At 69.9% G+C, this 21,971-nt stretch carries 20 protein-coding genes; 11 read left to right on the top strand and 9 right to left on the bottom strand.

The window, feature by feature from the left end:
- Positions 1-47: 47 nt before the first annotated feature.
- Positions 48-1,376, bottom strand: a complete 1,329-nt coding sequence (locus ABD340_RS34500) for an MATE family efflux transporter (protein WP_344594760.1) — start codon at positions 1,374-1,376, stop codon at positions 48-50.
- Between the two features lie 370 nt (positions 1,377-1,746).
- Here ABD340_RS34500 and ABD340_RS34495 point away from each other — a divergent pair, with 370 nt between their 5' ends.
- The 4 genes from ABD340_RS34495 to ABD340_RS34480 all read left to right on the top strand — a co-directional run bounded on the left by ABD340_RS34495 (position 1,747) and on the right by ABD340_RS34480 (position 7,761).
- Positions 1,747-5,634, top strand: coding sequence for a replicative DNA helicase (locus ABD340_RS34495; protein WP_486303567.1), 3,888 nt, complete (start codon positions 1,747-1,749; stop codon positions 5,632-5,634).
- Between the two features lie 84 nt (positions 5,635-5,718).
- Complete coding sequence (locus ABD340_RS34490) at positions 5,719-5,901, top strand: hypothetical protein (RefSeq protein WP_344594757.1); 183 nt, start codon at positions 5,719-5,721, stop codon at positions 5,899-5,901.
- A 161-nt stretch (positions 5,902-6,062) separates the two neighbouring features.
- Positions 6,063-6,620 carry an RNA polymerase sigma factor gene (locus ABD340_RS34485; protein WP_344594756.1) on the top strand — a complete coding sequence of 186 codons (558 nt, stop codon included), beginning with the start codon at positions 6,063-6,065 and terminating at the stop codon, positions 6,618-6,620.
- Entirely contained in the window at positions 6,613-7,761 is a 1,149-nt protein-coding gene (locus ABD340_RS34480; RefSeq protein ID WP_344594755.1) for a CU044_5270 family protein, read from the top strand. Before ABD340_RS34485 ends, ABD340_RS34480 begins: the two co-directional genes overlap by 8 nt.
- Positions 7,762-7,928: 167 nt before the next feature.
- On the opposite strand, the gene ABD340_RS34475 is transcribed toward ABD340_RS34480, so the two are convergent.
- The 7 genes from ABD340_RS34475 to ABD340_RS34445 form a co-directional block, all read right to left on the bottom strand.
- Complete coding sequence (locus ABD340_RS34475) at positions 7,929-8,732, bottom strand: ABC transporter permease (protein WP_344594753.1); 804 nt, start codon at positions 8,730-8,732, stop codon at positions 7,929-7,931.
- Positions 8,729-9,703, bottom strand: coding sequence for an ATP-binding cassette domain-containing protein (locus tag ABD340_RS34470; RefSeq protein ID WP_344594752.1), 975 nt, complete (start codon positions 9,701-9,703; stop codon positions 8,729-8,731). Before ABD340_RS34470 ends, ABD340_RS34475 begins: the two co-directional genes overlap by 4 nt.
- Before the next feature lie 686 nt (positions 9,704-10,389).
- Positions 10,390-10,818: an SHOCT-like domain-containing protein gene (locus ABD340_RS34465; RefSeq protein WP_344594750.1), complete on the bottom strand. Its 429-nt coding sequence runs from the start codon at positions 10,816-10,818 to the stop codon at positions 10,390-10,392.
- Positions 10,819-10,830: 12 nt separating this feature from the next.
- Positions 10,831-11,091, bottom strand: coding sequence for a hypothetical protein (locus ABD340_RS34460; RefSeq protein WP_344594749.1), 261 nt, complete (start codon positions 11,089-11,091; stop codon positions 10,831-10,833).
- Complete coding sequence (locus tag ABD340_RS34455; RefSeq protein WP_344594748.1) at positions 11,088-11,450, bottom strand: DUF2089 domain-containing protein; 363 nt, start codon at positions 11,448-11,450, stop codon at positions 11,088-11,090. Before ABD340_RS34455 ends, ABD340_RS34460 begins: the two co-directional genes overlap by 4 nt.
- Before the next feature lie 259 nt (positions 11,451-11,709).
- On the bottom strand, positions 11,710-12,612 hold the full coding sequence (locus tag ABD340_RS34450) for an SDR family oxidoreductase (protein ID WP_344594746.1): 903 nt from the start codon (positions 12,610-12,612) through the stop codon (positions 11,710-11,712).
- 83 nt (positions 12,613-12,695) lie between these two features.
- Positions 12,696-13,904, bottom strand: coding sequence for a methyltransferase (locus ABD340_RS34445; RefSeq protein WP_344594744.1), 1,209 nt, complete (start codon positions 13,902-13,904; stop codon positions 12,696-12,698).
- A gap of 165 nt (positions 13,905-14,069) precedes the next feature.
- Between ABD340_RS34445 and ABD340_RS34440 the strand changes: the two genes are divergently transcribed.
- From ABD340_RS34440 to ABD340_RS34410, 7 genes are all read left to right on the top strand, one after another.
- Positions 14,070-14,285, top strand: a complete 216-nt coding sequence (locus tag ABD340_RS34440; RefSeq protein ID WP_344594743.1) for a helix-turn-helix domain-containing protein — start codon at positions 14,070-14,072, stop codon at positions 14,283-14,285.
- Between the two features lie 9 nt (positions 14,286-14,294).
- A complete protein-coding gene (locus ABD340_RS34435; protein WP_344594895.1) occupies positions 14,295-15,284 on the top strand; it encodes an RNA-guided endonuclease InsQ/TnpB family protein in 990 nt (329 codons plus the stop codon).
- Positions 15,285-15,461: 177 nt separating this feature from the next.
- Positions 15,462-16,943, top strand: a complete 1,482-nt coding sequence (locus ABD340_RS34430; protein ID WP_344594742.1) for an AlkA N-terminal domain-containing protein — start codon at positions 15,462-15,464, stop codon at positions 16,941-16,943.
- A 12-nt stretch (positions 16,944-16,955) separates the two neighbouring features.
- On the top strand, positions 16,956-17,465 hold the full coding sequence (locus tag ABD340_RS34425; RefSeq protein ID WP_344594740.1) for a methylated-DNA--[protein]-cysteine S-methyltransferase: 510 nt from the start codon (positions 16,956-16,958) through the stop codon (positions 17,463-17,465).
- Positions 17,466-17,534: 69 nt separating this feature from the next.
- Positions 17,535-18,719, top strand: a complete 1,185-nt coding sequence (dnaN, locus tag ABD340_RS34420) for a DNA polymerase III subunit beta (RefSeq protein ID WP_344594739.1) — start codon at positions 17,535-17,537, stop codon at positions 18,717-18,719.
- A 323-nt stretch (positions 18,720-19,042) separates the two neighbouring features.
- Positions 19,043-19,831, top strand: coding sequence for an oxidoreductase (locus tag ABD340_RS34415; protein WP_344594737.1), 789 nt, complete (start codon positions 19,043-19,045; stop codon positions 19,829-19,831).
- A 103-nt stretch (positions 19,832-19,934) separates the two neighbouring features.
- Positions 19,935-20,678 (top strand): SDR family oxidoreductase, encoded by a 744-nt coding sequence (locus tag ABD340_RS34410; protein ID WP_344594735.1) that lies wholly within the window; start codon positions 19,935-19,937, stop codon positions 20,676-20,678.
- Positions 20,679-20,788: 110 nt separating this feature from the next.
- On the opposite strand, the gene ABD340_RS34405 is transcribed toward ABD340_RS34410, so the two are convergent.
- On the bottom strand, positions 20,789-21,685 hold the full coding sequence (locus tag ABD340_RS34405; protein WP_344594733.1) for a LysR family transcriptional regulator: 897 nt from the start codon (positions 21,683-21,685) through the stop codon (positions 20,789-20,791).
- Positions 21,686-21,971 lie beyond the last annotated feature (286 nt).

Genomic DNA, 21,971 nt, shown 5'->3' with positions numbered 1-21,971 from the left:
CGAATACTAGCGAGAGTGGCAGGTGGGACGCGTGGGCTTCGCCGATTTCAGCGCCGCACCGCGCCGGTGACCAGCCAGGCGTCGCCCCTGGCACGGAGGCTCAGCGTGACCAGCCGGACCGCCATCCACACGCCGATCGCGAGCCACAGCCCGACGAGACCGGCGTCCGTCCAGTAGGCCAGCAGCGCGGCGGGCAGGAACGCCAGCGTGGCGACCACCGAGGTCACCGCGAGGTACGGGCCGTCACCGGCACCGATCAGGATCCCGTCCAAGACGAACACGACGCCGGCGATCGGCTGCAGCAGCGCCACCATGATCAGCGAGCCGAGCAGCAGATCCCGCACCTGCCCGTCGGCGGTGAACAGCGCGGGAAGCCACGGACGCACCGCGAGGACGACGATGCCGAAGACGATCCCGCAGACCACCCCCCACTGCACCATGCGCCGGGTGGCCGAGCGCGTCGCCGGAACGTCGGACGCGCCGAGATGGCGTCCGGTGATGGCCTGCCCGGCGATCGCGATCGCGTCCAGGGCGAACACCAGCAGGTTCCAGACCTGGAACCCCACCTGATATGCGGCGATCTCAGGGTCGCCCATCCGGGCCGCGATAGAGGTGCCGACGATCAGCACCACCCGCAGCGCCGCCGTGCGAAGCACCAGGTGCGCCCCGGCGGTGGCCGCACCGCGCAGTCCGGCCACGTCGGGCCGCACCGGGGCGCCGTGCCGCCGCGCCGCACGCAGCACCATGACCACGTACACGACCGCGCTGCCGGTCTGCGCGATCACCGTGCCCCAGGCCGACCCGGCCACGCCGAACCCCAGCCAGAGCACGAACACCACGTTCAGGACGAGGTTGGCGCCGAAACCGCCGATGGACACCAGGAGCGGTGTGCGGGTGTCCTGGAGGCCGCGCAGCACCCCGGTCCCGGCGAGGACGATCAGCATCCCCGGAATGCCGATCAGGCTGACCTTGAGGTACGTGCGGGCGTACGGGTCGACCGCCGGGGACGCGCCGAAGAGGTCCACCAGCCACGGGACGAGGGGCCAGCACACCGCGATGAGCGCGAGGCCGATCCCCAGCGCCAGCCACATGCCGTCGATGCCCTGCCGCACCGCCGACCGCAGGTCACCGGCGCCGACCTGCCGGGCGACCCCCGCGGTCGTCCCGTAGGCGAGGAAGACGCACAGGTAGACGAGCGTGGCCAGGGCCTGTCCGGCGACTCCGAGCCCGCCGAGCTGCGCGGTGCCCAGATGGCCGACGATCGCGCTGTCGGACAGCAGGAAGAGCGGCTCGGCCACCAGCGCGCCGAACGCGGGCACGGCGAGGCGGAGGATCTCGCGGTCGTGCTTGTTCGCACGCAGGGGGGAGCGGGCCATGATCCTGGCCAGGCTAGCAAGATGTAAGGGATATGGGAAATTTGTCGATTACGTCGGTTTGGGGGGCGGCGAGGCCGGATGCGGGACGGGAAAGGCCAACTTTCTTTCACACACAGCCGGTGGATTGAATCACCCCAGGTCACAGCGCTATATCGGCAACCCGTCCACAGTTATCCCCAGGGTTGTCCACAGGTCGTGCACAACGATCCTCGCGTGTCTGCACAGCGCCTCCACAGGACCGTCCACAGCCGACTTTGCCCTGAGGCGTGTCCGGCTCGGAAAATGTCAGACGCACGTGAGATGAACGGAACCTAGAGGAGCCGGACTAGGCTGCCGTGACGGCCGAGGCCAGGGGGGCGCAGGAATGAGTGTGACCGAGCTCGGCCCGAACGAGCAGGAGTTCGAGCGCACTCCACCGCACGACATCTCCGCCGAGCAGGGCGTCGTCGGCGGCATGCTGCTCTCCCAGGACGCCATCGCCGAGGTCGTCGAGATCCTGCGCACCCAGGACTTCTACCGTCCCGCGCACCAGATCATCTTCGACACCGTCCTCGACCTGTACGGCCGCGGCGACCCCGCCGACGCCGTCACCGTCGCGGGCGAACTGACCAAGCGCGGCGAGATCGGCCGGATCGGCGGCGCCCCCTACCTGCACACCCTGATCTCCTCGGTGCCGACCGCCGCCAACGCCGGCTACTACGCCAAGATCGTCCGCGAGCGCTCGGTGCTGCGCAAGCTGGTCGAGACCGGCACCCGCATCGTCCAGATGGGCTACGCGGCCGACGGCGCGGACGCCGACGACGTGCTCGACCGCGCCCAGGCCGAGGTCTTCGCCATCGCCGAGAAGCGCTCCGGCGAGGACTACGTCCCGCTGAGCGAGATCATGCCGGGCGCGCTGGACGAGATCGAGGCCATCGGCAGCCGCGGCGGCCAGATGACCGGCGTCCCCACCGGCTTCGCCGACTTCGACGCCCTTACCAACGGCCTGCACCCCGGCCAGATGATTGTGGTCGCTGCTCGCCCTGCCATGGGTAAGGCGACAAAGACTGATACACCCCTACCAACCCCCACAGGTTGGACAACGATGGGGGAGGTCGAGGTCGGGGACTACCTGATCGGAGCCGACGGAAAACCGACCCGCGTCGTTGCCGCCACGGAGGTCATGCACGGCCGCCCCTGCTACGAGATCGAGTTCTCCGACGGCGAAGTGATCGTCGCCGACGCCCAGCACCAGTGGCGGACGACCACCCGCGCGAGCCGCCGCCAGGAGGGGGCTCGCGCGACGGCCTACTACTGGTCCCACGAGGCGATCAACCGCGTCCGGTGGGCGGACGCGAACGAGCAGCCCGCCCGGCTCATCTCGCACCGCCAGGCGGTGGCGGAGGTCGGCACGGAGTTCACACACGCGCTCCGCGAGGTCACCAAGCAGCTGGGCCACCGTGGCGAGGCCGACACGAGCATCTCCAAGCGGCAGAACCGCTATGAGTGCGCAACCCTCTACCGGGGGCTGCTGCAACGTGCCGTCCGTCCGAAGAACTTCGCGACCACCGCACAGCACCGGCCGATCAAGACGACGGAAGAGATCGCGGCGACCCTGCGCTGTGGCGGTGACAACCGTCCCAACCATGCGGTCGAGGTGGCAGCACCCTTCCAGCTTCCCCAGGCAGAATTGCCCATCGATCCCTACGTTCTGGGGGCGTGGCTCGGTGATGGTGCCAGCTGGTCCGGAAGCATCACGTGTTTCGACGAGGAGATCCTGGACCAGATCGAAGCGGCCGGGCAGCCCGTCCTCCGGCGCAAGACTCCAGGCCAGTTCGGCCTCCCCGGCCTTCACAGGCAGCTCAAGGAGCTGGGGGTCCGGCGGAACAAGCACATCCCGGAGGCTTATCTGCGGGCGTCCGAGGAGCAGCGGCGCGCTCTGCTGGCCGGGATGCTCGACACCGACGGGTACGTCTCGAAGATCGGTCAGGTCCAGCTCGCGTTCGTGAACAGGCGGCTGGCCGAGGGGGCGCACGAGCTGATCCTCAGCCTCGGTTGCCGAGCGACCATGACCACCAAGCAGGTCCAGGGGCGTTCTCCGGAGGCCTCGACCTTCTACCGGATCAATTTCACCCCGGTCGAGCCGGTGTTCCGGCTTCCGCGCAAGTTGGAGCGGCAGCGCAAGAGGGTGGACCCAAAGGCCCGGGTCCGGTACATCGTCGATGTGCGGCCTGTGGAGAGCGTGCCGGTACGGTGCGTTCAGGTCGACAACAGCGATCACATGTATCTGGCCGGGCGTTCCTGCGTCCCGACGCACAATTCGACGCTCGCGCTCGACTTCGCCCGTGCCGCCTCGATCAAGCACGGGCTGACCTCGGCCTTCTTCAGTCTGGAGATGGGCCGTAACGAGATCACGATGCGGCTGCTGTCCGCCGAGGCGCGGGTGGCGCTGCACGCGATGCGTTCGGGCACCATGCAGGACGAGGACTGGACTCGGCTGGCCCGGCGGATGAGCGAGGTGGCCGAGGCTCCGCTGTTCATCGACGATTCGCCGAACATGTCGATGATGGAGATCCGGGCCAAGTGCCGGCGGCTCAAGCAGCAGCACGATCTGCGGCTGGTCATCATCGACTATCTGCAGCTGATGTCGTCCGGCAAGCGGGTGGAGAGCCGCCAGGTCGAGGTCTCGGAGTTCTCCCGTTCGCTGAAGCTGCTGGCGAAGGAACTCGGCGTGCCCGTCATCGCGCTGTCGCAACTCAACCGAGGCCCCGAACAACGAACCGACAAGAAGCCCATGGTGTCCGACCTGCGTGAGTCGGGGTGCGTGCCAGCATCCACCCGGATCCTACGCGCTGACACCAATGCCGAGGTCACGATCGGTGAACTTGTCGAGAGCGGCGCCCGTGAGATCCCCGTGTGGGCGCTGGACGAACGCCTGAAATATGTGCCGAGAACGATGACTCACGCCTTTTCCAGCGGGCGTAAGGAGGTCTTCAGGGTCACGCTCGCGTCCGGCAAGGTGATCGAGGCGACGGATAACCACCCCTTCCTCACCTACCAGGGTTGGACGCCCTTGCGAGAGCTTGCCCAGGGGTCACGGATCGCCGTGTCCCGCCATGTGCCGCCGCCGCTGTCCCCTACCGTCTGGCCTGAAGAACGTGTCGTTCTTCTGGCGCATCTCATCGGTGACGGCTCGTTCGTCAAGCATCAACCGATCCGTTATGCCAGCACAGATGAGGCGTGCCTGGCGGCGGTGACGGACGCGTCCCGGCATTTCGGCGTCAGCGCCGTCAGGGACGACAGTGAAGCCGCCCGGGTCAGCACGCTTCGACTTCCGGCTCCCTACCGGTTGACGCACGGCCGCCGGAATCCGATCGCGGAATGGCTGGACGGCCTTGGCTTGTTCGGACTGCGTTCACACGAGAAATTCGTACCAGCGGCGGTGTTCAGTTTGCCCAAGGAACAGGTGGCCTTGTTCCTGCGCCATTTGTGGGCCACCGACGGCTGTGTTCACTGGGATGCCACGCGCAACCGTTGCCGAGTTTATTACGCCTCCACCAGTCGTCGGCTTGTGGAGGGCGTGTCCCAACTCCTCCTGCGTTTCGGCATCCCGTCGAGAATAAAGACGGTCCACAAGCGAGATTACCGTCCGGGGTATCAACTGGATGTGTACGGTGCACAGGATCAACTCGCTTTCTTCAGGAACATTCAGGTGCACGGCGCGCGAGGTGCGGTAGCGGCAACCGCTGCCGAACAGCTTTGCATGGTGCGTTCGAACACCAACCGAGACACGGTCCCCCGTGAAGTCTGGGCCGACGTCCGGCGAATCCTCGCGGAAAAGGACATGACACATCGGGAGTTCTCCGCGTCGATCGGAAGCCGGTTCTGTGGTAGCGCGATGTGGAAACGATCTCCCAGTCGGCAGCGCGTCGGACGTGTTGCCACCGCACTCGACAGCGCTGAGCTGAACCTGCTGGCGACGAATGATGTCTTCTGGGATGAGATCGTCACCATCGAGAGCGTTGGCGAGCAAGAGGTGTACGACGCCACCGTCCTGGGGTTGCACAATTTTGTCGCCAATGGCGTATCAATCCACAATTCGATCGAGCAGGACGCGGACATGGTGGTCCTGTTGCATCGTGAGGACGCGTACGAGAAGGAGTCCCCGCGTGCGGGTGAGGCCGATCTGATCGTGGCCAAGCACCGGAACGGCCCCACCGCGACCGTGACCGTGGCATTCCAGGGCCATTACAGCCGTTTCGTGGACATGGCCCAGTAGGACATCCCGTGCGGACCTGTTGGCCACGCGGTCGCACTCCGGCGGCTTTGGCGTGCACGTCTGGCGGTCGACGGGCTCAAGGCTGTGGAGATCAGTGTCGGCGCTCCGTGGACGGCGGAGGATCTCGTCGCCTCCTCTGACTGGCTCCAGCGCGCCGCGGCGCAGAAGGTGACCTCGCGGAACGCCCTGGCCGTCCTCGCCACCAAGGGAAGGACGCGCCGCGTCCGCAACGCCGCCGCTCGCGGGTTGGCTCAGCTGGACGACTGACTGAGCCGACCGCGCCGAGGCCGCGCGGGCACCGTGTTGCCGGGCGCGGGGCGACGACGTGAAGCGGCCGGTCGGTCGGACGGGTTCACGCGGAGGGAAAGCGGAAGGCCGTTGCGGTTGATACCTATGTGACCGCCATCCGCGCCACGGAAAGGCTCCACATGACAGGGGATCCCCCGCCCCGCCCGGCCGAGGATTTCGACGAGGTCTTCGATGTCTACTTCGCCGAGATCCACCGGTACGCGGCCAAGCGGCTCGGTCCGGACGCCGCCGACGATGTCGCGGCGCAGACGTTCCTGGAGGCGTTCCGGCAGCGCCGGCGCTACGACCCGGAACGCGGGAACGTGCGCACCTGGCTGTTCGGCATCGCGACCAAGGTGGTCGGGAGGCACAAGCGGGCTGAGACGCGGGCGCTGCGGGCGCGTGCCCGTCTCGGCCCGGGCCGCCACGCGGAGGAGCACCACGAGCGGGTCGATTCGCGGGTCAGTGCCGAGGGCCTGCGCGTCGAGCTCGCCGGTGCGATCGCGGAGCTGCCGCCTGGGCAGCGCGACGTGCTGCTGCTGGTGGCTCTCGCCGAGCTCAGCCACGACGAGGTCGCGGCGGCGTTGGGGATCTCCTATGGCACGGTCGGATCCCGGCTGAACCGTGCCCGAATCAAGCTGCGCAAGGCGCTGGGCGGGACCAATCCGATGCTCATTTTGGAGGAGAATCATGGATGAGGTGCGGATGGTCCGGGACGGCTACACCGAGCCCGCGCCGCCCACCGCCCAGGCGATCGCCCGGGCGAAGGCTCTGCTGGAGCAGCCGCCGCGGCGTTCGCTGCCCCGGCTGCGGTGGCCGCTGGCCGGCGTGGTGGCGGCGGGCGCGGCGGCGACCGTGGCGATCACGCTCGTCGGGGGGGACCCGTCCGCCCCGTCCGGCCCGGTGAAGCCGGGCGAGAAGGGGGCGGTCCTCGCGGCGGCGGAGAAGGCGGAAGAGCAGCCGACCGGCAAGTACTGGTACGCCGGCCACGTCCAGGGCCAGGCGTACATCATGCGTCCGAAGACGGGGACCTACGCGATCACCGGTGCGCTCACCGAGTCGTTCACGTGGAAGGGCGCGAAGTCCGGCATGGGTGAGGCGTACTACGGGCGCGACCTCCCGGCCCGCCCGCAGACCGCGCAGGACGCGGTGCTGTGGCGCAAGGCCGGGGCGCCATCGAGCTTCCGCGTCTGGTCGAGCGATCACTACTACACCTACACCGCCAAGGCGACGAAGTGGCAGTCGGACGGCCCGGAGAGAGGAATCGAACCCCGTGGTGGCGGGAAGTTTTCCGAGGGGTCGATAGAGGATCTGCAGAACCTGCCGACCGACCCGGCCCAGCTCGAAGCGAAGTTTCTGAGCCCGACTGAGATGAGCAAGATGTTGGGCGTCCCGCCGAATCATCCGCGGTCCGGGCAGGCAGACGCCTTCGCCAAGATGATGAGGGTGTCGTCGCTCCTGGGAGGCTCTCCGGTACCGCCGAAGGTCCGGGCGGGTCTGATGCGGGCGCTGGCCGCCCAGGAGGGGATCCGCGAGATCGGCCGCGCCACTGACCCGCTGGGCCGCACGGGTGTCGCACTGGCCACCGGCGAACGCACCACGACGGTCACCGGCGAGTTCGGCACGCCGAAGGTCCAGCAGGGGACCTACCGGTCCCGCTCAGTGGCCATCTTCGATGAGCGCACTGGCGCGTTGCTGTCCCGGCAGGAGGAGCTGACACAGCCGGGTGGCCAATATGCGGAGATGAAGCCGGGCTTCGTCATCGACTATTCGGCCGTTCGCTCGGCGCAGTGGACCGACACCAAGCCGAAGCCCCCGGCCAAACTGCCGTTCGACTGATCCATGGACGGCCTCCGGGCCGGAGGCGAAACGGTCGTTCGGTGCCTCGCCGCTCTCGCTGGGGCGGGCGGCGAGGCGCGGCCGGGACATCCCAGGTTTGGATGTCGCTGAAGGCGCCCCCTCTGCCGCGGGTTGGCGGGTGGGGCGCCTTTGCGTTGAGCCGGTGGTCAGGTGCTGAATGTCTTCTTGTAGAGGCGGGTAGCCAGCGGGATGAACACGATCAGCATGACGGCGATCCAGAGCAGTGACACAGGGACGGCGTGCTGGATGGGCCAGGCGTCGGAGGGCTTCATCGCGGTGCTGGTGTTGCCGAAGAGTTCGCGCGCGGCCTGGGTGAAGGTGGAGACAGGGTTCCACTCGGCGACGACGCGCAGCGGCGTGGGCAGTCTGGAGGCGTCGAGGAAGGCGTTGGAGACGAACACGAGCGGGAGCGAGACCGTGTTGGCGATGCTGCCGAAGCTTTCCGGGGTGCGCAGGGCCAGTGCGACGGTCGCGGTGAACCAGGAGAACGCGTAGGCGAACAGCAGCAGCAGCCCGAAGCCGAGGACGGCCTCGCCGGGTGAGGAGTGCACCCGCCAGCCGACGATCAGTCCCATCAGCGCCATGATGACCAGGCTGGCGAGGTTCAGCAGCAGGTCGCTGATGGTCTGGCCGGTCAGCACCGCGGACGGGGCCATCGGCAGCGAGCGGAACCGGTCGAAGATGCCCTTTTGCAGGTCGAGGGTCAGCGTGTAGCCGGTGAGCTGCGCGCTGATGATCACGGCTTGGACGAAGATGCCGGGGAGCAGGAATTCCTTGTAGGACATGCCCGGGATTTCGATGGCGCTGCCGAAGACGTAGGAGAACAGCAGCACGAGCATGACCGGGAGGATGATGGCGCCGCCGAGCATGTCCGGTGACCGCCTGATCTTCAGGGCGTCGCGCTTGGCGATGGTCCAGCCGTCGGCGATGGACATGGTGATGGCGTTCATCGGGTGGCCTCCTGGGCCTGCTCGTCGGCGCCGGACGCCTGGTGTCCGGTCAGGGTGAGGTAGACGTCGTCGAGGGTGGGCCGCCGCAGCCCGGCGTCCCGCACCCGGATCCTCTCGTCGGCGAGCCGGCCGAGGGCCTGGCGGAGGGCTTCGGGGCCGTCGGTGACCGGGACGGTGATCTGGAGCGATTCCGGCACGGTGCGCATGGCGCCGACGGCGACCCAGGCCAGCGTCTGCCGGGCGGTCTCCAGCTCGGCGGCGTCGGTCACGGTCACCTCGATGCGGTTGCCGCCGACCTGGTCCTTGAGCTCGTCGGCGGTGCCGCGGGCGATGGCGCGGCCGTGGTCGACCACCATGACCTGGTCGGCGAGGCGGTCGGCCTCTTCCATGTACTGGGTGGTCAGCAGCAGTGTGCTGCCGCCCGCGACGAGTTCGGAGATGGTGTTCCACAGCGCGGCGCGGGCGCGGGGGTCCAGGCCGGTGGTGGGTTCGTCCAGGAACAGCACCGGCGGGTCGGCGACCAGCGCGCCGGCCAGGTCGATGCGGCGGCGCATGCCGCCGGAGTAGCCCTTCACCGGACGGTCGGCGGCGTCGGCGAGGTCGAAGCGCTCCAGCAGCTCGCGGGCGCGGGCCCTGCTGCGCTTGGCGCCCAGGTGGTACAGCCGCCCGACCATCTCCAGGTTCTCCGCACCGGTGAGGTGCTCGTCGACGGCGGCGTACTGGCCGGACAGCCCGATGAACGAGCGCAGCCGCCGGGCGTCACCGACGACATCGCAGCCCGCGACCGTGGCGCGGCCCCCGTCCGGCCGCAGCAGCGTGGTCAGCACCCGCACCGCCGTGGTCTTCCCGGCGCCGTTCGGACCGAGCAGCGCCAGCACCGTCCCTTGCGGGACGGAGAAGGACAGCTCGTCCAGGGCCGTCACCTCGCCGTATCTCTTGACCAGTCCTTCGGCTGTGATCGCGTCGCTCATGAGGGCTCCCTAAGAATGTGGGCGGTCCCGCAGGACCGGGTGTGTCTGCCATTGGCATGGCATGCGAGGCGTTCAGGACGCTCCGACCGCTGATTGAGAGCTGCGGACATCGCTGGTCGGGGACAGCGACGATGTAGGTCACGGCGGAACGGGCCGTGGACCCGGATCTGGGTCGGTATCGAGGCCGGCAAGGGCCATCACTGGGCGGTCGCCGTGGACGATGGGGTATGCGGCGTTCCGCTTGTCAGTGCGGGTGTGCTCGTGCGGGCCCGGTCACGAACGGCGACCGGAGAAGGTACGGAGCCCTCCGTTCGAAGGCTGAAGGGAATGGGGAGTAGGCGAGTCCGCGGGGCCTGGGCGCGGACCTCGCCGGGGCCGCGCAGACGGCGAGCCGTGTCGCGTACCTGCCCGTGGTCGGAGCTGACGTCGAGCCAGGCGGCGGTGCCCTTCGCGGATGCCGACCAGCAGATCACCGCGCGCGGTCCCGAGCACGACCGAACCGCAGGCCACCTCGCCGAGGTCAATGCCGCCGTCGGACGTCGAAGTCCAGATCGAGCAACTGGCCGCCATTGTCGTGGCCGCAGACCGCATCTATATCGACTGCGGATTGCCGCGACGGGGTTGACGCCCTCGGCCGGACGGCCGTCCGCCTCAGGGCCGGGCAGGCGTCCGGCCCCGTGGCGGTGTCACTCGCAGAACACCTGCACCTTGGAGCCGGGGTCGTCGACGTCGACGGTGACGTCGTCGAGGTGCTCGATGAGGTCCTCGAGGTGCTGCGGCTTGAGCTCGGTGAGGTCGATCGGCACCCCTGACTTGTCCAGCTCCGCGTTGGCCCGGGTGAGCGCCTGCGGAGGGACGAGGCTCGTGAGGCGGACCCCGGCGCGCAGCAGTTGCAGCGGGACCCGGACGTTGATCCGGCCCGGCCCGTCGCCGCCGCCGTCCGCCCAGCTCACCATCACGCGCAGGTACTTGGGCCGGGGTTTCGGGCGGGGCGCGGTTCCCGGCGGCGACTCGGGCCGTTCTGGTTCGAGGGCGTCGATCAGCCGCTCGGCCTCGTCCGCGGTGATCTTGCCCTCGGTCAGCATCCGCAGGACCTGGCGGCGTTGCTCGTTCATTGTCGCTCCTTCTCATCTGACGCTGACCAGCACGGCCGTCCGGCCCTGCTCGAACTCGACCCGGGTGCCGGGCAGCGCCCACAGCAGTCGCCCGGCGCCGCGCAGCGCGCCCACTGGACTCACCCGGAAGGTGAGGCATGCGACCAGTCCGGCCGATACGGCGAGCAGCAGCAGCGGTGACAGCGCCAGCAGCACCGGCAGGACAGGGATGTACAGCCGCAGTCGGCGGCCGTTGGGACGGCGATGGCGTACCGTCACCAGTTGCGGGATCATCTGGACCTCTCCAGCTCGGCCAGCGCCTCCTGGACGCTGATCTCCCCCCGCTGCAGGCGGTCGACGACGTCGGCGCCGGTGGGCGCCGGGTCGGTGTCGACGAAGTCGAGGTGTTCGGCGATCCGGTTCAGCCGGGACTTGACCGTCGGGTAGCTCACCCCGAAGATCCGCTCCATCTCCTTGATCGAACCGTGCGCCCGTACGAACGCGGCGACGAACACCTGGTCGTCGACGCTGAGCTGGGCCAACTGCGGCGGCTCGAACTGACCCTCGACCACGATGCCGCTGCCGGCGAGACGGACCCGCTCCACCACGAACGGCTGTCCGTGCGTCAGGTCCGTCAGTTCCTGCCAGTCCACCCTCAGCTCGCTTCCGCTCGGTGACGCGCCTGCCTACCCCTCAGTTGTACCTTGATTTTCTTAAGATCTCAACGCACGAACCTTAACTTTTCTAAGTTGATCTTCAATGAGCAGGGCGCACGTCGCACGCCACCAGGTACGCGGTCCGGGCAGTATCGGCAGGTCTCATGACGTCCGGGATGACCACCACGCCGCAGGCCACGCGCACGGCGAACCGGCCGGGGCTGCCGCCCCGGCCGGTCGGGCCTGCGGCCCTGCGTCAGGAGCCGGACTTCGAGAGGAAGTCGCGGTAGTACTCGGCGAAGTCGGGACGGGTGCCGTTCAGGTCCGTGAACCCGTACTCCTTGGAGAGGCCGCCGGTGTCGTACGAGCCGCCCGTCTTGGACATGATCTCCGGGTCGGACGCGAGGGCGGCCACGGCGCGTCCGATGTAGGCGGGCGTCTCGGACTGCGCGAAGTGCTCGTCCTTGGCGGCGCCGTCGCGCCAGTCGTCCTCGGTGACGCCGAAGTGGTCGAGCATCGCCTCCGACCGCAGGAAGCCGGGGGTGAGGGAGAGCGCGGCGACGCCGTGCGGCTTGAGCTCGGCGGCCTGGTTGCGGGCGAGCCGGATGACCGAGCTCTTGGCGAGGTCGTAGAAGAACGAGGTGCGGTAGCCGTCCAGCAGCTCCTCGACGAATCGCTCGGTGCCGTCGGTGATCTCGATGACCAGCCCGCGGCCCTGGCCGATCATCAGCGGCAGCGCGAAGTGGCTGGTGATGATGTGGGTGTCGATCGCGCGGTGCAGCAGTTTCAGGCCCTTGCCGAGGTCGTGCTCCCAGAGCGGCCTGCCCCATTCGGTGAGCGCGTCGCCGCCCCAGACGTCGTTGACGAGCAGGTCGAGCCGCCCGTGGTCGTCCGCGATGCGCCGGATCAGCGCCCGCACCTGCTCGGGGTCGGAGTGGTCGCACCGCACCGGGATGCCGGTGCCGCCGCGCGCGGTGACGAGTTCGGCGGTCTCCTCGATCGTCTCCGGTCGGTCGAGGTCGGACCGGCCGCCGGCGCGGGACGTGCGGCCGGTGGCGTAGACGGTCGCGCCCGCCGCGCCCAGCTCGGTGGCGATCCCCCGGCCGGCGCCGCGGGTGGCTCCGGCGACGAGGGCGACTGTGTGCTGGAGCTGCCCCATCTGGCCTCCCGAATTAGTAAATGTATGTTCGTTTACTATAGTCGACGGCCCGGACAGCCGGCCGAATCGGGAATTGCTGCAGGTCAGGCGGTAATGGCTCGGACCAGCCGCCAGAGGGAGGTCACTTCGGCCGCGCGGGCCGCGTGCAGCCGGTCGCCGGAGTCGGAGACGCGGGGGTGCTCGGGCCTGGCGTCCAGCCGTCCCGCGACCTCCAGGCCGCCGGCCTCGAACGCGGCGAGGAGCTCGGCGCGGGTCCGCAGCCCGAGATGCTCGGCGAGGTCGGAAAGGATCAGCCAGCCCTCGCCGCCGGGGGCGAGCTGGCGTGCCAGACCGTCCAGGAACGCGCGCAGCATACGGCTGTCAGGGTCGTACACCGCGTGCTCCAAGGGTGAGCTTGGACGAGCAGGCACCCAGGGTGGATTGCACACGACGAGCGTTGCCCGGCCAGGCGAGTCCGACGGCGGTGGCCAGAGATCGGCTTCCACGACCTCGACCCGGTCGGTCACCCCTAGCCGGACGATGTTCTCGCGGGCGCAGGCAAGCGCGCGCGGGTCCTGGTCGGTGGCGACGACACGTTCCATGCCTCGACGGGCCAGGACTACGGCGAGCACTCCCGTACCTGTGCCGATGTCGTACGCAAGGGCCTTGGACGCGGGCAGTGGGGCCTCGGCGACCAAGGACAGGTACTCGCCCCGTACGGGAGAGAAAACCCCGTAGTGCGGATGGACACGGTCGCCGCCCAGCGCAGGGACGACGACGCCCTTCGCGCGCCATTCGTGTGCGCCGATGACGCCCAGCAGCTCCCGCAGCGACACCACATACGGCTCGTCGGCCGATCCGTATGCCTCGGCGCATGCCTGACCCACGTCGGGTGCGCGCCGCAGTGGGATGACATGGCCGGGCTCCACCGGCACCAACAGCATGCCCAGCGTGCGGGCGCGCTGCGACTGGGCCTGACGGTGCAGATGGAACGCCTGGGCGGGCGACGGCTCCGCTTGATGCTTGCGCTGCGCGCGCTTGGGCGGACGGTCGGCCCGCCGCATCATCGCCTGGAGCAACTGCCGCGCGTTCTGGAAATCGCCCTGCCACAGCAGCGCGGTGCCCTCGCAGGCAAGGCGGTACGCTTCGTCGGCCTTGGTCTGATCGTCGGCCACCACCACGCGCCGGGGCGGTAGCGAGCCGCTCTCAGACCGCCACCGCGCCGAAAGCTCTCCGCCGCCTTCGCCGGGCCAGTGGACGATCTCCTCGCCAGCCGCGGGACGTGCCGCCCGCCTTCCGCGCCGACCGTTCATCGAAGAACCTCCGAGGAAACCCCGGCCTTCAGGCCGGGGAGGAATCGGCCCCCTGCGGAGCAGGGCAGGAAAGGACATTCACCCCCCGGGCGAATGTCGGTTGACCAGGCACCATCACGCACGTTTTCGTCCTTGTGTTCGATCGTGCACGCTACGCTCACTCCTGTGCCGCGCTACCGCCTGGACCCCACGCCCGAGCAGGAGCAAGCCCTGCTCTGGCATTGCGCGCATGCCCGGTACGTGTGGAACCTGGCCGTGGAGCAGCACGGCTTCTGGTCCCGGTACCGGGGCGGGGCACCGGGCTACACCGAGCAGTCCCGGCAGCTCACCGCGGCCCGTGCCGAGTTCGAGTGGTTGCGGGCCGGTTCCCAGACCGTGTAGCAGCAGGCGCTGCGTGATTTCGCGCAGGCGATGAGCAATTTCTTTGCCGGGACGCACAAGCGGCCCACGTGGCGCAAGCAGGGTGTGCATGAGGGGTTCCGGCAGGTCGGCGTCAAACCGCACCAGGTCGAGCGGTTGTCGCGCAAGTGGGGTGCGGTGCTGGTGCCCAAGTGCGGATGGGTGCGGTTCCGCCTGTCGCGGCCGGTGCCGGAGGGCGTGAAGTCCTACCGGGTGACCTGTGATCGGGTCGGGCGCTGGCATGTGGCGTTCGCGCACGTCCCGTCCCCGGTACCCGGCCCCGGCGATGGGACCGTGGTCGGGGTGGACCGGGGCGTGGCCGTCAGCGCGGCCCTGTCGACCGGGGACCTGCTGAAGGTCCCCGGCCTCACTCCCGGGGAGGCGCGGCGCCTGGAGTTGCTGGCCCGCAGGCTGGGGCGTGCCCGGCGCGGTTCCGGCCGCCGCGCGCGGCTCAGGGCCGCGCTCGCCCGGCTCAAGGCCCGCGAGAGCGACCGGCGCAAGAACTGGGTGGAGCAGACCTCCACGATGCTGGCCCGCGGGTTCGAGGTGATCGGTGTCGAGGACCTGCGCATCGGGGGCATGACCCGTTCGGCGAAGGGCACCATCGAGCGGCCGGGACGCAACGTCGCCGCCAAGGCGGGGCTGAACCGGGGCATCCTGGCCGCCGGTTGGGGCATGCTGGTCGAGCGGCTGGAGCACAAGGCCCCCGGCCGCGTGCACAAGATCGATCCCGCGTACACCTCGCAGCGCTGCTCGGCGTGCGGGACCACGGATCGGGAGGCGCGCGAGAGCCAAGCGCGTTTCCGGTGCCGGTCCTGCGGCCACGCCGGCAACGCCGATGTGAACGCGGCACGCAACATCGCCCACGAGACCAGACTCGGATTGGTGGCCACGACGGCCGGACCGGCCGCCGCTGCGCGGGGACGCTCCGGATCGCCGGGGCGGACGAACCGCGAACCTCAACCTGTCCTCCTTTCCTGAGGCCACGGGTTGGAATCCCCCTCGTTCACGAGGGGGAGAAGGTCAAGGGACCGCCATCCGCCTGTCGTCGGTCGATCGTATTCGACTTGGCGGGCCGCCCCGCCGCCCGTCCGGCGCCGAGGATGATGTCGAATTTTCGCTAGTACAACCCGGTGACCGTCGACGATGCTGGACGATATGCATGAGGACGTGGAACGGTGCGTGCGGGCGGTGCAGTCGAAGGACGCCCGTTTCGACGGGTGGTTCTACGGCGCGGTGATCACCACCGGCATCTATTGTCGGCCCAGCTGCCCCGTGGTGCCCCCCAAACCGGAGAATATGCGCTTCTACCCCAGCGCCGCGGCCGCCCAGCAGGCCGGATTCCGGGCCTGCAAGCGCTGCCGCCCCGACGCCAGCCCCGGCTCCCCCGAGTGGAACCACCGCGCCGACATCGTGGCCCGCGCGATGCGGCTGATCGCCGACGGCGTCGTCGACCGCGAGGGCGTCCCGGGCCTGGCCGCGCGCCTCGGCTACAGCACCCGGCAGATCGAACGGCAACTGCGCGCCGAACTCGGCGCCGGCCCGCTCGCACTCGCCCGCGCCCAGCGCGCCCAAACCGCCCGGCTGCTGATCGAGACCACCGCGCTGCCGATGGGCGACATCGCCTTCGCCGCCGGGTTCGCCAGCATCCGCGCGTTCAACGACACCGTCCGCGAGGTCTTCGCGCTCACCCCCAGCGGCCTGCGCGACCGGGTGGCACGCGGGCACCCGGCCGCGGCCTCCGGGGCGCTGTCGCTGCGGCTGCCGTTCCGCGCCCCGCTGTGCCCGGACAACCTGTTCGGCCACCTGGCCGCCACCGCGGTCCCGGGCGTGGAGGAATGGCGCGACGGCGCGTACCGCCGGACGATGCGCCTCCCGCACGGGCACGCCGTCGTCGCGCTGCGCCCGCACCCCGAGCACGTCGCCTGCTCGCTGGCCCTCACCGACCCGCGCGACCTGACCATCGCGATCAGCCGCTGCCGCCGCCTGCTCGACCTCGACGCGGACCCGATCGCGGTCGACGACCTGCTGCGCGCCGACCCGGACCTGGCGCCCCTGGTGGACAAGGCACCCGGACGGCGCGTCCCGCGCACCGTCGACCCGGCCGAGTTCGCCGTCCGGGCCGTGCTGGGACAGCAGGTGTCCACCGCGGCGGCCCGCACCCACGCCGCCCGGCTGGTCGCCGCGCACGGCGAGCAGATCACCGACCCGTCCGGCCGGTCCACCGGCCTCACCCACCTGTTCCCGAGCCCCGCCGCGCTCGCCGAACTGGACCCGACCACGCTCGCCTTCCCGCGGACGCGCCGCACCACCCTGACCTCCCTCGTCGCCGCCCTGGCCGGGGAGGAGATCGACCTCGGCGCCGGCAGCGACTGGGACGAGGCCCGCACCCGGCTCGCCGCGCTCCCCGGCATCGGGCCCTGGACGGTCGAGACGATCGCCATGCGCGCTCTCGGCGACCCCGACGCGTTCACCGCCACCGACCTCGGGATCCGGGCCGCCGCCCGCGAGCTCGACCTGCCCGGCACGCCCGTGGCGCTGACCCGGCGCGCCGCCGCCTGGCGCCCCTGGCGGGCGTACGCGGTGCAGTACCTGTGGGCGACCGGCGACCACGCCATCAACCGCCTCCCCGCCGCCTGAAAGGAAAGCTCGATGAGCATGGAGCACGCCGTCCTGGACAGCCCCATCGGCCCGCTCACCGCCGTCGTGTCGGACGGGGGCCTGGCCGGGCTCTACATGGACCTGCAACGGCACCGCCCGGCCCAGGAGACCTTCGGCGACCCGGCCGAGTCCGCCGACGCCACGCCCTTCAGGGAGGTGGCCGAGCAGCTCAAGGCCTACTTCGCGGGCGACCTGACGCGGTTCGAACTGCCGCTGTCGATGCGCGGCACCCCGTTCCAGAAGCGGGTGTGGGACGCGCTCCAGGAGATCCCGTACGGCGAGACCGTCTCGTACGGCCACCTCGCCGAGGAGATCGGCAGCCCGACCGCGTCGCGCGCGGTCGGGCTCGCCAACGGCCGCAACCCGATCAGCGTGATCGTCCCGTGCCACCGCGTCGTGGGGGCGTCCGGAGGCCTCACCGGATACGGCGGTGGCCTGGAGCGCAAGCGCTACCTGCTCGACTTCGAACGCCGCGTCAAGAGCGACTCCACCCTCTTCTGACCGGACTGTCGGACCCGGCGGCTAACGTGGCCGTTGCGCAGTTCCCATCAGGGCGGAGGGGCAGAACGGATGGAGTTCCGGGTCGATCGACAGGCACTGGCCGACGCGGTCGCGTGGGCGGCGCGCACGCTGCCGTCGCGGCCCGCACTGCCCGTCCTGGCGGGCATGCTCGTCGAAGCCACAGGTGACGGCCGGCTGACGCTGGCGGCCTTCGACTACGAGGTGTCCGCGCAGTCCCGTATCACCGCCGCGGAGGGCGGTCTCGCGGTGTCCGAGCCCGGCCGGGCGCTGGTGCCGGGGCGGCTGCTGGCCGAGATCGTCCGCAACCTGCCGCCGCACCCGGTCGATGTCGCGCTGAAGGGCGCGGAGGTCGTGGTGAGCTGCGGCAGCGCCGAGTTCGGGCTGCTGCCGCTCCCGGTCGAGGACTACCCCACCCTGCCCGAGCCGCCAGCCCGCGCCGGCACCGTCCCGGGCGAGGCGTTCGCCGCTGCGGTCGCCCAGGTCACCCCGGCCGCCGGCCGCGACGACACCCTCCCCATGCTCACCGGCGTCCGCATCGACCTCGAAGGCGGCACCATGCGGCTGGCGTGCACCGACCGCTACCGCATCGCCGCCCGCGAACTGTCCTGGACGCCGTCCCGCGAAGGCTTCACCGCCGGCGTCGTGGTGCCCGCCCGCACCCTCGCCGACACCGCGAAGGCGATCAGGCCCGGCGCCGAGGTGGCACTCGACCTGACCGGCACCGGCGACGTCCTCATCGGCGTCTCCGGCGGCGGCCGCAGCATGACCACCCGGCTCCTGGACGACCAGTTCATCGACTACCGCTCCCGCCTCACCGGCGACTGGGCCTCCACCGCCCGCGTCCGTACCGGCCCGTTCGTCGAGGCGATCAAGCGGGTGGCGCTGGTGACCGAGCGCAACACCCCCGTCCGGCTCGCCTTCACCCGCGGCGAGGTGCGCGTCCGCGCCGCCTCGGGAGACTCCGCCCGCGCCAACGAGAGCCTGCCCGCCCTCCTGGACGGCGACGAGGTCGACATCGCCTTCAGCCCGCAGTACCTGCTCGACGGCCTGTCCGGCATCCACACCGAGTACGCCCGCCTGCAGTGCACCGGCCCCACCAAGGCCGCCCTCCTGACCGCCGTCCCCGACAAGGAGAAGGACGCCAAGGAGGAATCCGAGGAGGAGGCACCCGCGGACCCCGGAGGCGACACAGGTTTCCGCTACCTGGCCATGCCCGTCCGCCTCTCAACCTGACGCTGCGTTTCGAAGTCCGGCCCACGGCGCTCGCCTGGCGGCTCGCCCCTGACCGGTCCTTGGCGAGCGCGACATCGCTTCGCGATCCGGCCATGCCTCCCCGGCCGCTTCCTGCACCGGTCACGGGCGGAGGGGGTTGGGGTGCCATAGGAATTCCCTATGGCGCCTGCTGACATTTCGTCTTTGCCTCTCGTTCTTTTCCGGACGTACTGTCAAATAGCTCGACGGGGCGCTCACCGCGATTTCTCCGAAGATTCGCGCTCTGCGCACGTTGATCCTTCTTCCGTCGAGCGGACGAACACGGATTCGAGAGGACCGGTGGCATGACCACGATCGGAAACGGACCGGGAAGGCGAGAACTCGCGGGAAAGAGGGCCCTGGTCACAGGCGGTTCTCGCGGAATCGGATCGGCCATCGTGCGCCAACTCCTGGACGCGGGCGCCGAGGTGCTCACGACAGCCAGGTCGGCGACGAGCACGGTGCCGGAGGGGGCCGCCTTCGTGGCGGCCGACGTGCGGACACGGGCTGGAGCGGAGGCGCTCGCCGCGGCCGCGCAGGAGGTGCTCGGCGGGGTGGACATCCTGGTCCACAACGCGGGTGGGGCGCGACCGTACGCGGGCAGCTCGGCCATCCCCGACGAGGTGTGGCAGGACGCGCTGGACCTGAACTACCTGGCGTCGGTGCGGCTGGACTCGCTGCTGGTACCGGCGATGCGGGAACGGCGTTCGGGGGCGATCGTGCACGTCTCCTCGGCTGCGGTCCTCACCCCGGTAGGACCGTTCCTGCACTACACCACGGCGAAGGCGGCGTTGGAGAACTACAGCCGGGGCCTGGCCTTGGAGCTGGCCCCGTTCGGAATCCAGGTCAACGCCGTGGCTCCCGGCAGAACCGCCACCCCCGGCGGCGAAGCAACCCGGGAGCAGTGGGCGGAGGTATCCGCGCGCATGGGCGCGGCGCCGGCAGAGACCAACGCCGAAGACACCCCGCCGCTGGGGCGCGATGGCCAGCCCGACGACATCGCCCACGCGGTGCTGTTCCTCGTGTCCGACCGGGCGAGCTGGCTGACCGGGAGGAATCTCATCGTGGACGGCGGCGAATTCCCCATGGGCTGACGCCTACGGCATTCCGGAACGCCGGTTTCGACAGCAGCATTCATTGACTTGAGCCAGGACGCATCACCGCGTTTTGAGAGAAAGAACGAAGGAATTCTGGCACATGGGCAAGTACAGCGACAAGAATGTAGTGATCACGGGTGGTGGCAGCGGCATAGGGTTCGGGATGGCGAAGCTGCTGGCGGACGGCGGAGCCCGCGTGGTGATCACCGGCCGTTCTCAGGCCACGCTCGACGCCGCGCGGGAGCGGCTCGGCGAGAACGCGGTGGCAGTCCGAGGCAATGTGGCCTCATTGTCCGACCTGGATGCTCTGGCCGACCGTGTGAAGGGCGAACTCGGCACGATCGAGGCCCTGTTCGTCAACGCCGGCATCGCACCCCTCACGCCCTTCGAGTCGACGACCGAGGAGGTGTACGACGAGCTGTTCGCGATCAACGTCAAGGGCGCCTTCTTCACTGTGCAGAAGCTCGCCCCGCTGCTGAGCACGGGCGCCGGAGTCGTCCTCACCACTTCGATCGCGAACGTCATAGGCATGCTGGAGACCAGTGTCTATGCGGCCGGCAAAGCGGCGCTGCGCTCGATGGCCCGCAGCCTCTCCCGCGAGCTGCTTCCGCGCGAAATCCGTGTCAACGCGATCAGCCCCGGTCCCATCGACACGGGAATTCTGGAGAATACGATGACCGAAGAGGCCGCCGCGGAGTTCAAGGCGCAGCGGGTCGCGGACAACCCCATGCAGCGTTTCGGTACCCTCGACGAGGTCGCCAGGGCGGCCGCCTTCCTCGCCTTCGACGCCACTTACACCACCGGCGCCGAGTTCGTCGTGGACGGAGGCGCTACCCAGCTCTGAGCTTGTCCAGCCGTTCCGCCAAGGGTTCAGGCCCGGCTACGACCGACCCGTCGACATCGCCGCCGTCGGCCACGGTGACGTTGTCCTCGGGCCACTCCCCTTCTCAGCCGTCAGGACACCGGTGAGAAGGAGGCCGTGTTGTGCCAGGTCTCCTGACGCAGGAGGTCGAGCAGGGCCGTCTCCGCCGGGCCCGTGCCGGGCCGGACCACGGCGATGACGGGCTGGGACACGACCGGGAACACCGGACGAACGAGGTGCTCGTGACCGTGGGGCACCGCGCAGGCCGGGACGAGCGTCACCCCCAGCCCATGGGCGGCCCAGCGCACGGCCGTCGCCGTCTGGGAAACGCGGGCGACCGTGGCCGGGGCCAGATCGTTGCCCTGCAGCACCTCCAACAGCACGCCGTCGAGCGCGCTGTCGCGGTCGAACCTCACCCACGGCTCCCCCTCCAGTTCGCGCAGCTCGACCCGGTCCGCGGCGAGCAGCCGGTGCCCGGTGCCCAGCACCACGACGAACTCCTCGTCGCCGAGGTGGTGGGCGTCGGCGGGGCTCCGCTCGCACGCCGCCATCAGGGCGAGGTCCACCACGCCCCGACGACACAGCCGCTCCAGCTCGGCGGAACTCGACTCCTCGAGGACGGTGACCTCCAGCCGCGGGAAGCGGCGACGCAGCGCGCCCAGCGCGCCCGGCAGCTGCCGCGTGCCAAAGCCCATCTGCACCGCGACCACCAGCTCGCCCACCAGCTCATCGGTACCGGCCCGCGCCGTCGCCCTCGCCCGCCGCGCCGCGTTCACCGCGACCTCCGCCTCCCGCAGGAACGCGCGACCGACCACGGTGGGCACCAGTCCGGTCGGCGTGCGGGCGAACAGTTTCACGCCGAGTTCCCGCTCCAGGCTGCGAATCTGCTGGGACATCGACGGTTGAGCGACGTGCAGCAGCTCCGCCGCCGCCGTCACCGAGCCCTCCTCGGCAATGGCCAGGGCGTACTCGTACTGACGAAGGCTCATCGGCTCCCGTCCCTCCTTACCCCGTGTAATCAATGTAATAGGTGTTACAACAGGGAAGGCGGCGCGTTTACTCCATGCCCGTCACCGACCAACGGAGGTGGCGTCGCTTGAGGTGGGGCGGCCCACCACATGGTTCACCACGGTGGATGCCCTCGCCAACGGATACGACCTGGCCGTCTCCAGCGATGGAGACGTCACCTTGCCGACTCCGAACCGGCCTGGGCCGTGGCGCCTGTTCCTCATCTAAGCCGGCGCAACCGCCCCTCCGGCCGTCGGGGCTGTCCGG

Source organism: Actinomadura vinacea (assembly GCF_039532545.1).
GTDB classification, from domain to species: Bacteria; Actinomycetota; Actinomycetes; order Streptosporangiales; family Streptosporangiaceae; genus Spirillospora; species Spirillospora vinacea.
Note: the sequence above shows the minus strand (reverse complement) of the source record. Positions and strands in the feature narration are given on the sequence as shown.

Excerpts from the sequence above, each read along its gene's own strand:
- ABD340_RS34500 (WP_344594760.1), bottom strand. The coding sequence starts at position 1,376 with ATGGCCCGCTCCCCCCTGCGTGCGAACAAGCACGACCGCGAGATCCTC.
- ABD340_RS34485 (WP_344594756.1), top strand. The coding sequence starts at position 6,063 with ATGACAGGGGATCCCCCGCCCCGCCCGGCCGAGGATTTCGACGAGGTC.
- ABD340_RS34480 (WP_344594755.1), top strand. The coding sequence starts at position 6,613 with ATGGATGAGGTGCGGATGGTCCGGGACGGCTACACCGAGCCCGCGCCG.
- ABD340_RS34475 (WP_344594753.1), bottom strand. The coding sequence starts at position 8,732 with ATGAACGCCATCACCATGTCCATCGCCGACGGCTGGACCATCGCCAAG.
- ABD340_RS34470 (WP_344594752.1), bottom strand. The coding sequence starts at position 9,703 with ATGAGCGACGCGATCACAGCCGAAGGACTGGTCAAGAGATACGGCGAG.
- ABD340_RS34465 (WP_344594750.1), bottom strand. The coding sequence starts at position 10,818 with ATGAACGAGCAACGCCGCCAGGTCCTGCGGATGCTGACCGAGGGCAAG.
- ABD340_RS34460 (WP_344594749.1), bottom strand. The coding sequence starts at position 11,091 with ATGATCCCGCAACTGGTGACGGTACGCCATCGCCGTCCCAACGGCCGC.
- ABD340_RS34450 (WP_344594746.1), bottom strand. The coding sequence starts at position 12,612 with ATGGGGCAGCTCCAGCACACAGTCGCCCTCGTCGCCGGAGCCACCCGC.
- ABD340_RS34445 (WP_344594744.1), bottom strand. The coding sequence starts at position 13,904 with ATGAACGGTCGGCGCGGAAGGCGGGCGGCACGTCCCGCGGCTGGCGAG.
- ABD340_RS34430 (WP_344594742.1), top strand. The coding sequence starts at position 15,462 with ATGCATGAGGACGTGGAACGGTGCGTGCGGGCGGTGCAGTCGAAGGAC.
- ABD340_RS34425 (WP_344594740.1), top strand. The coding sequence starts at position 16,956 with ATGAGCATGGAGCACGCCGTCCTGGACAGCCCCATCGGCCCGCTCACC.
- dnaN (WP_344594739.1), top strand. The coding sequence starts at position 17,535 with ATGGAGTTCCGGGTCGATCGACAGGCACTGGCCGACGCGGTCGCGTGG.
- ABD340_RS34415 (WP_344594737.1), top strand. The coding sequence starts at position 19,043 with ATGACCACGATCGGAAACGGACCGGGAAGGCGAGAACTCGCGGGAAAG.
- ABD340_RS34410 (WP_344594735.1), top strand. The coding sequence starts at position 19,935 with ATGGGCAAGTACAGCGACAAGAATGTAGTGATCACGGGTGGTGGCAGC.
- ABD340_RS34405 (WP_344594733.1), bottom strand. The coding sequence starts at position 21,685 with ATGAGCCTTCGTCAGTACGAGTACGCCCTGGCCATTGCCGAGGAGGGC.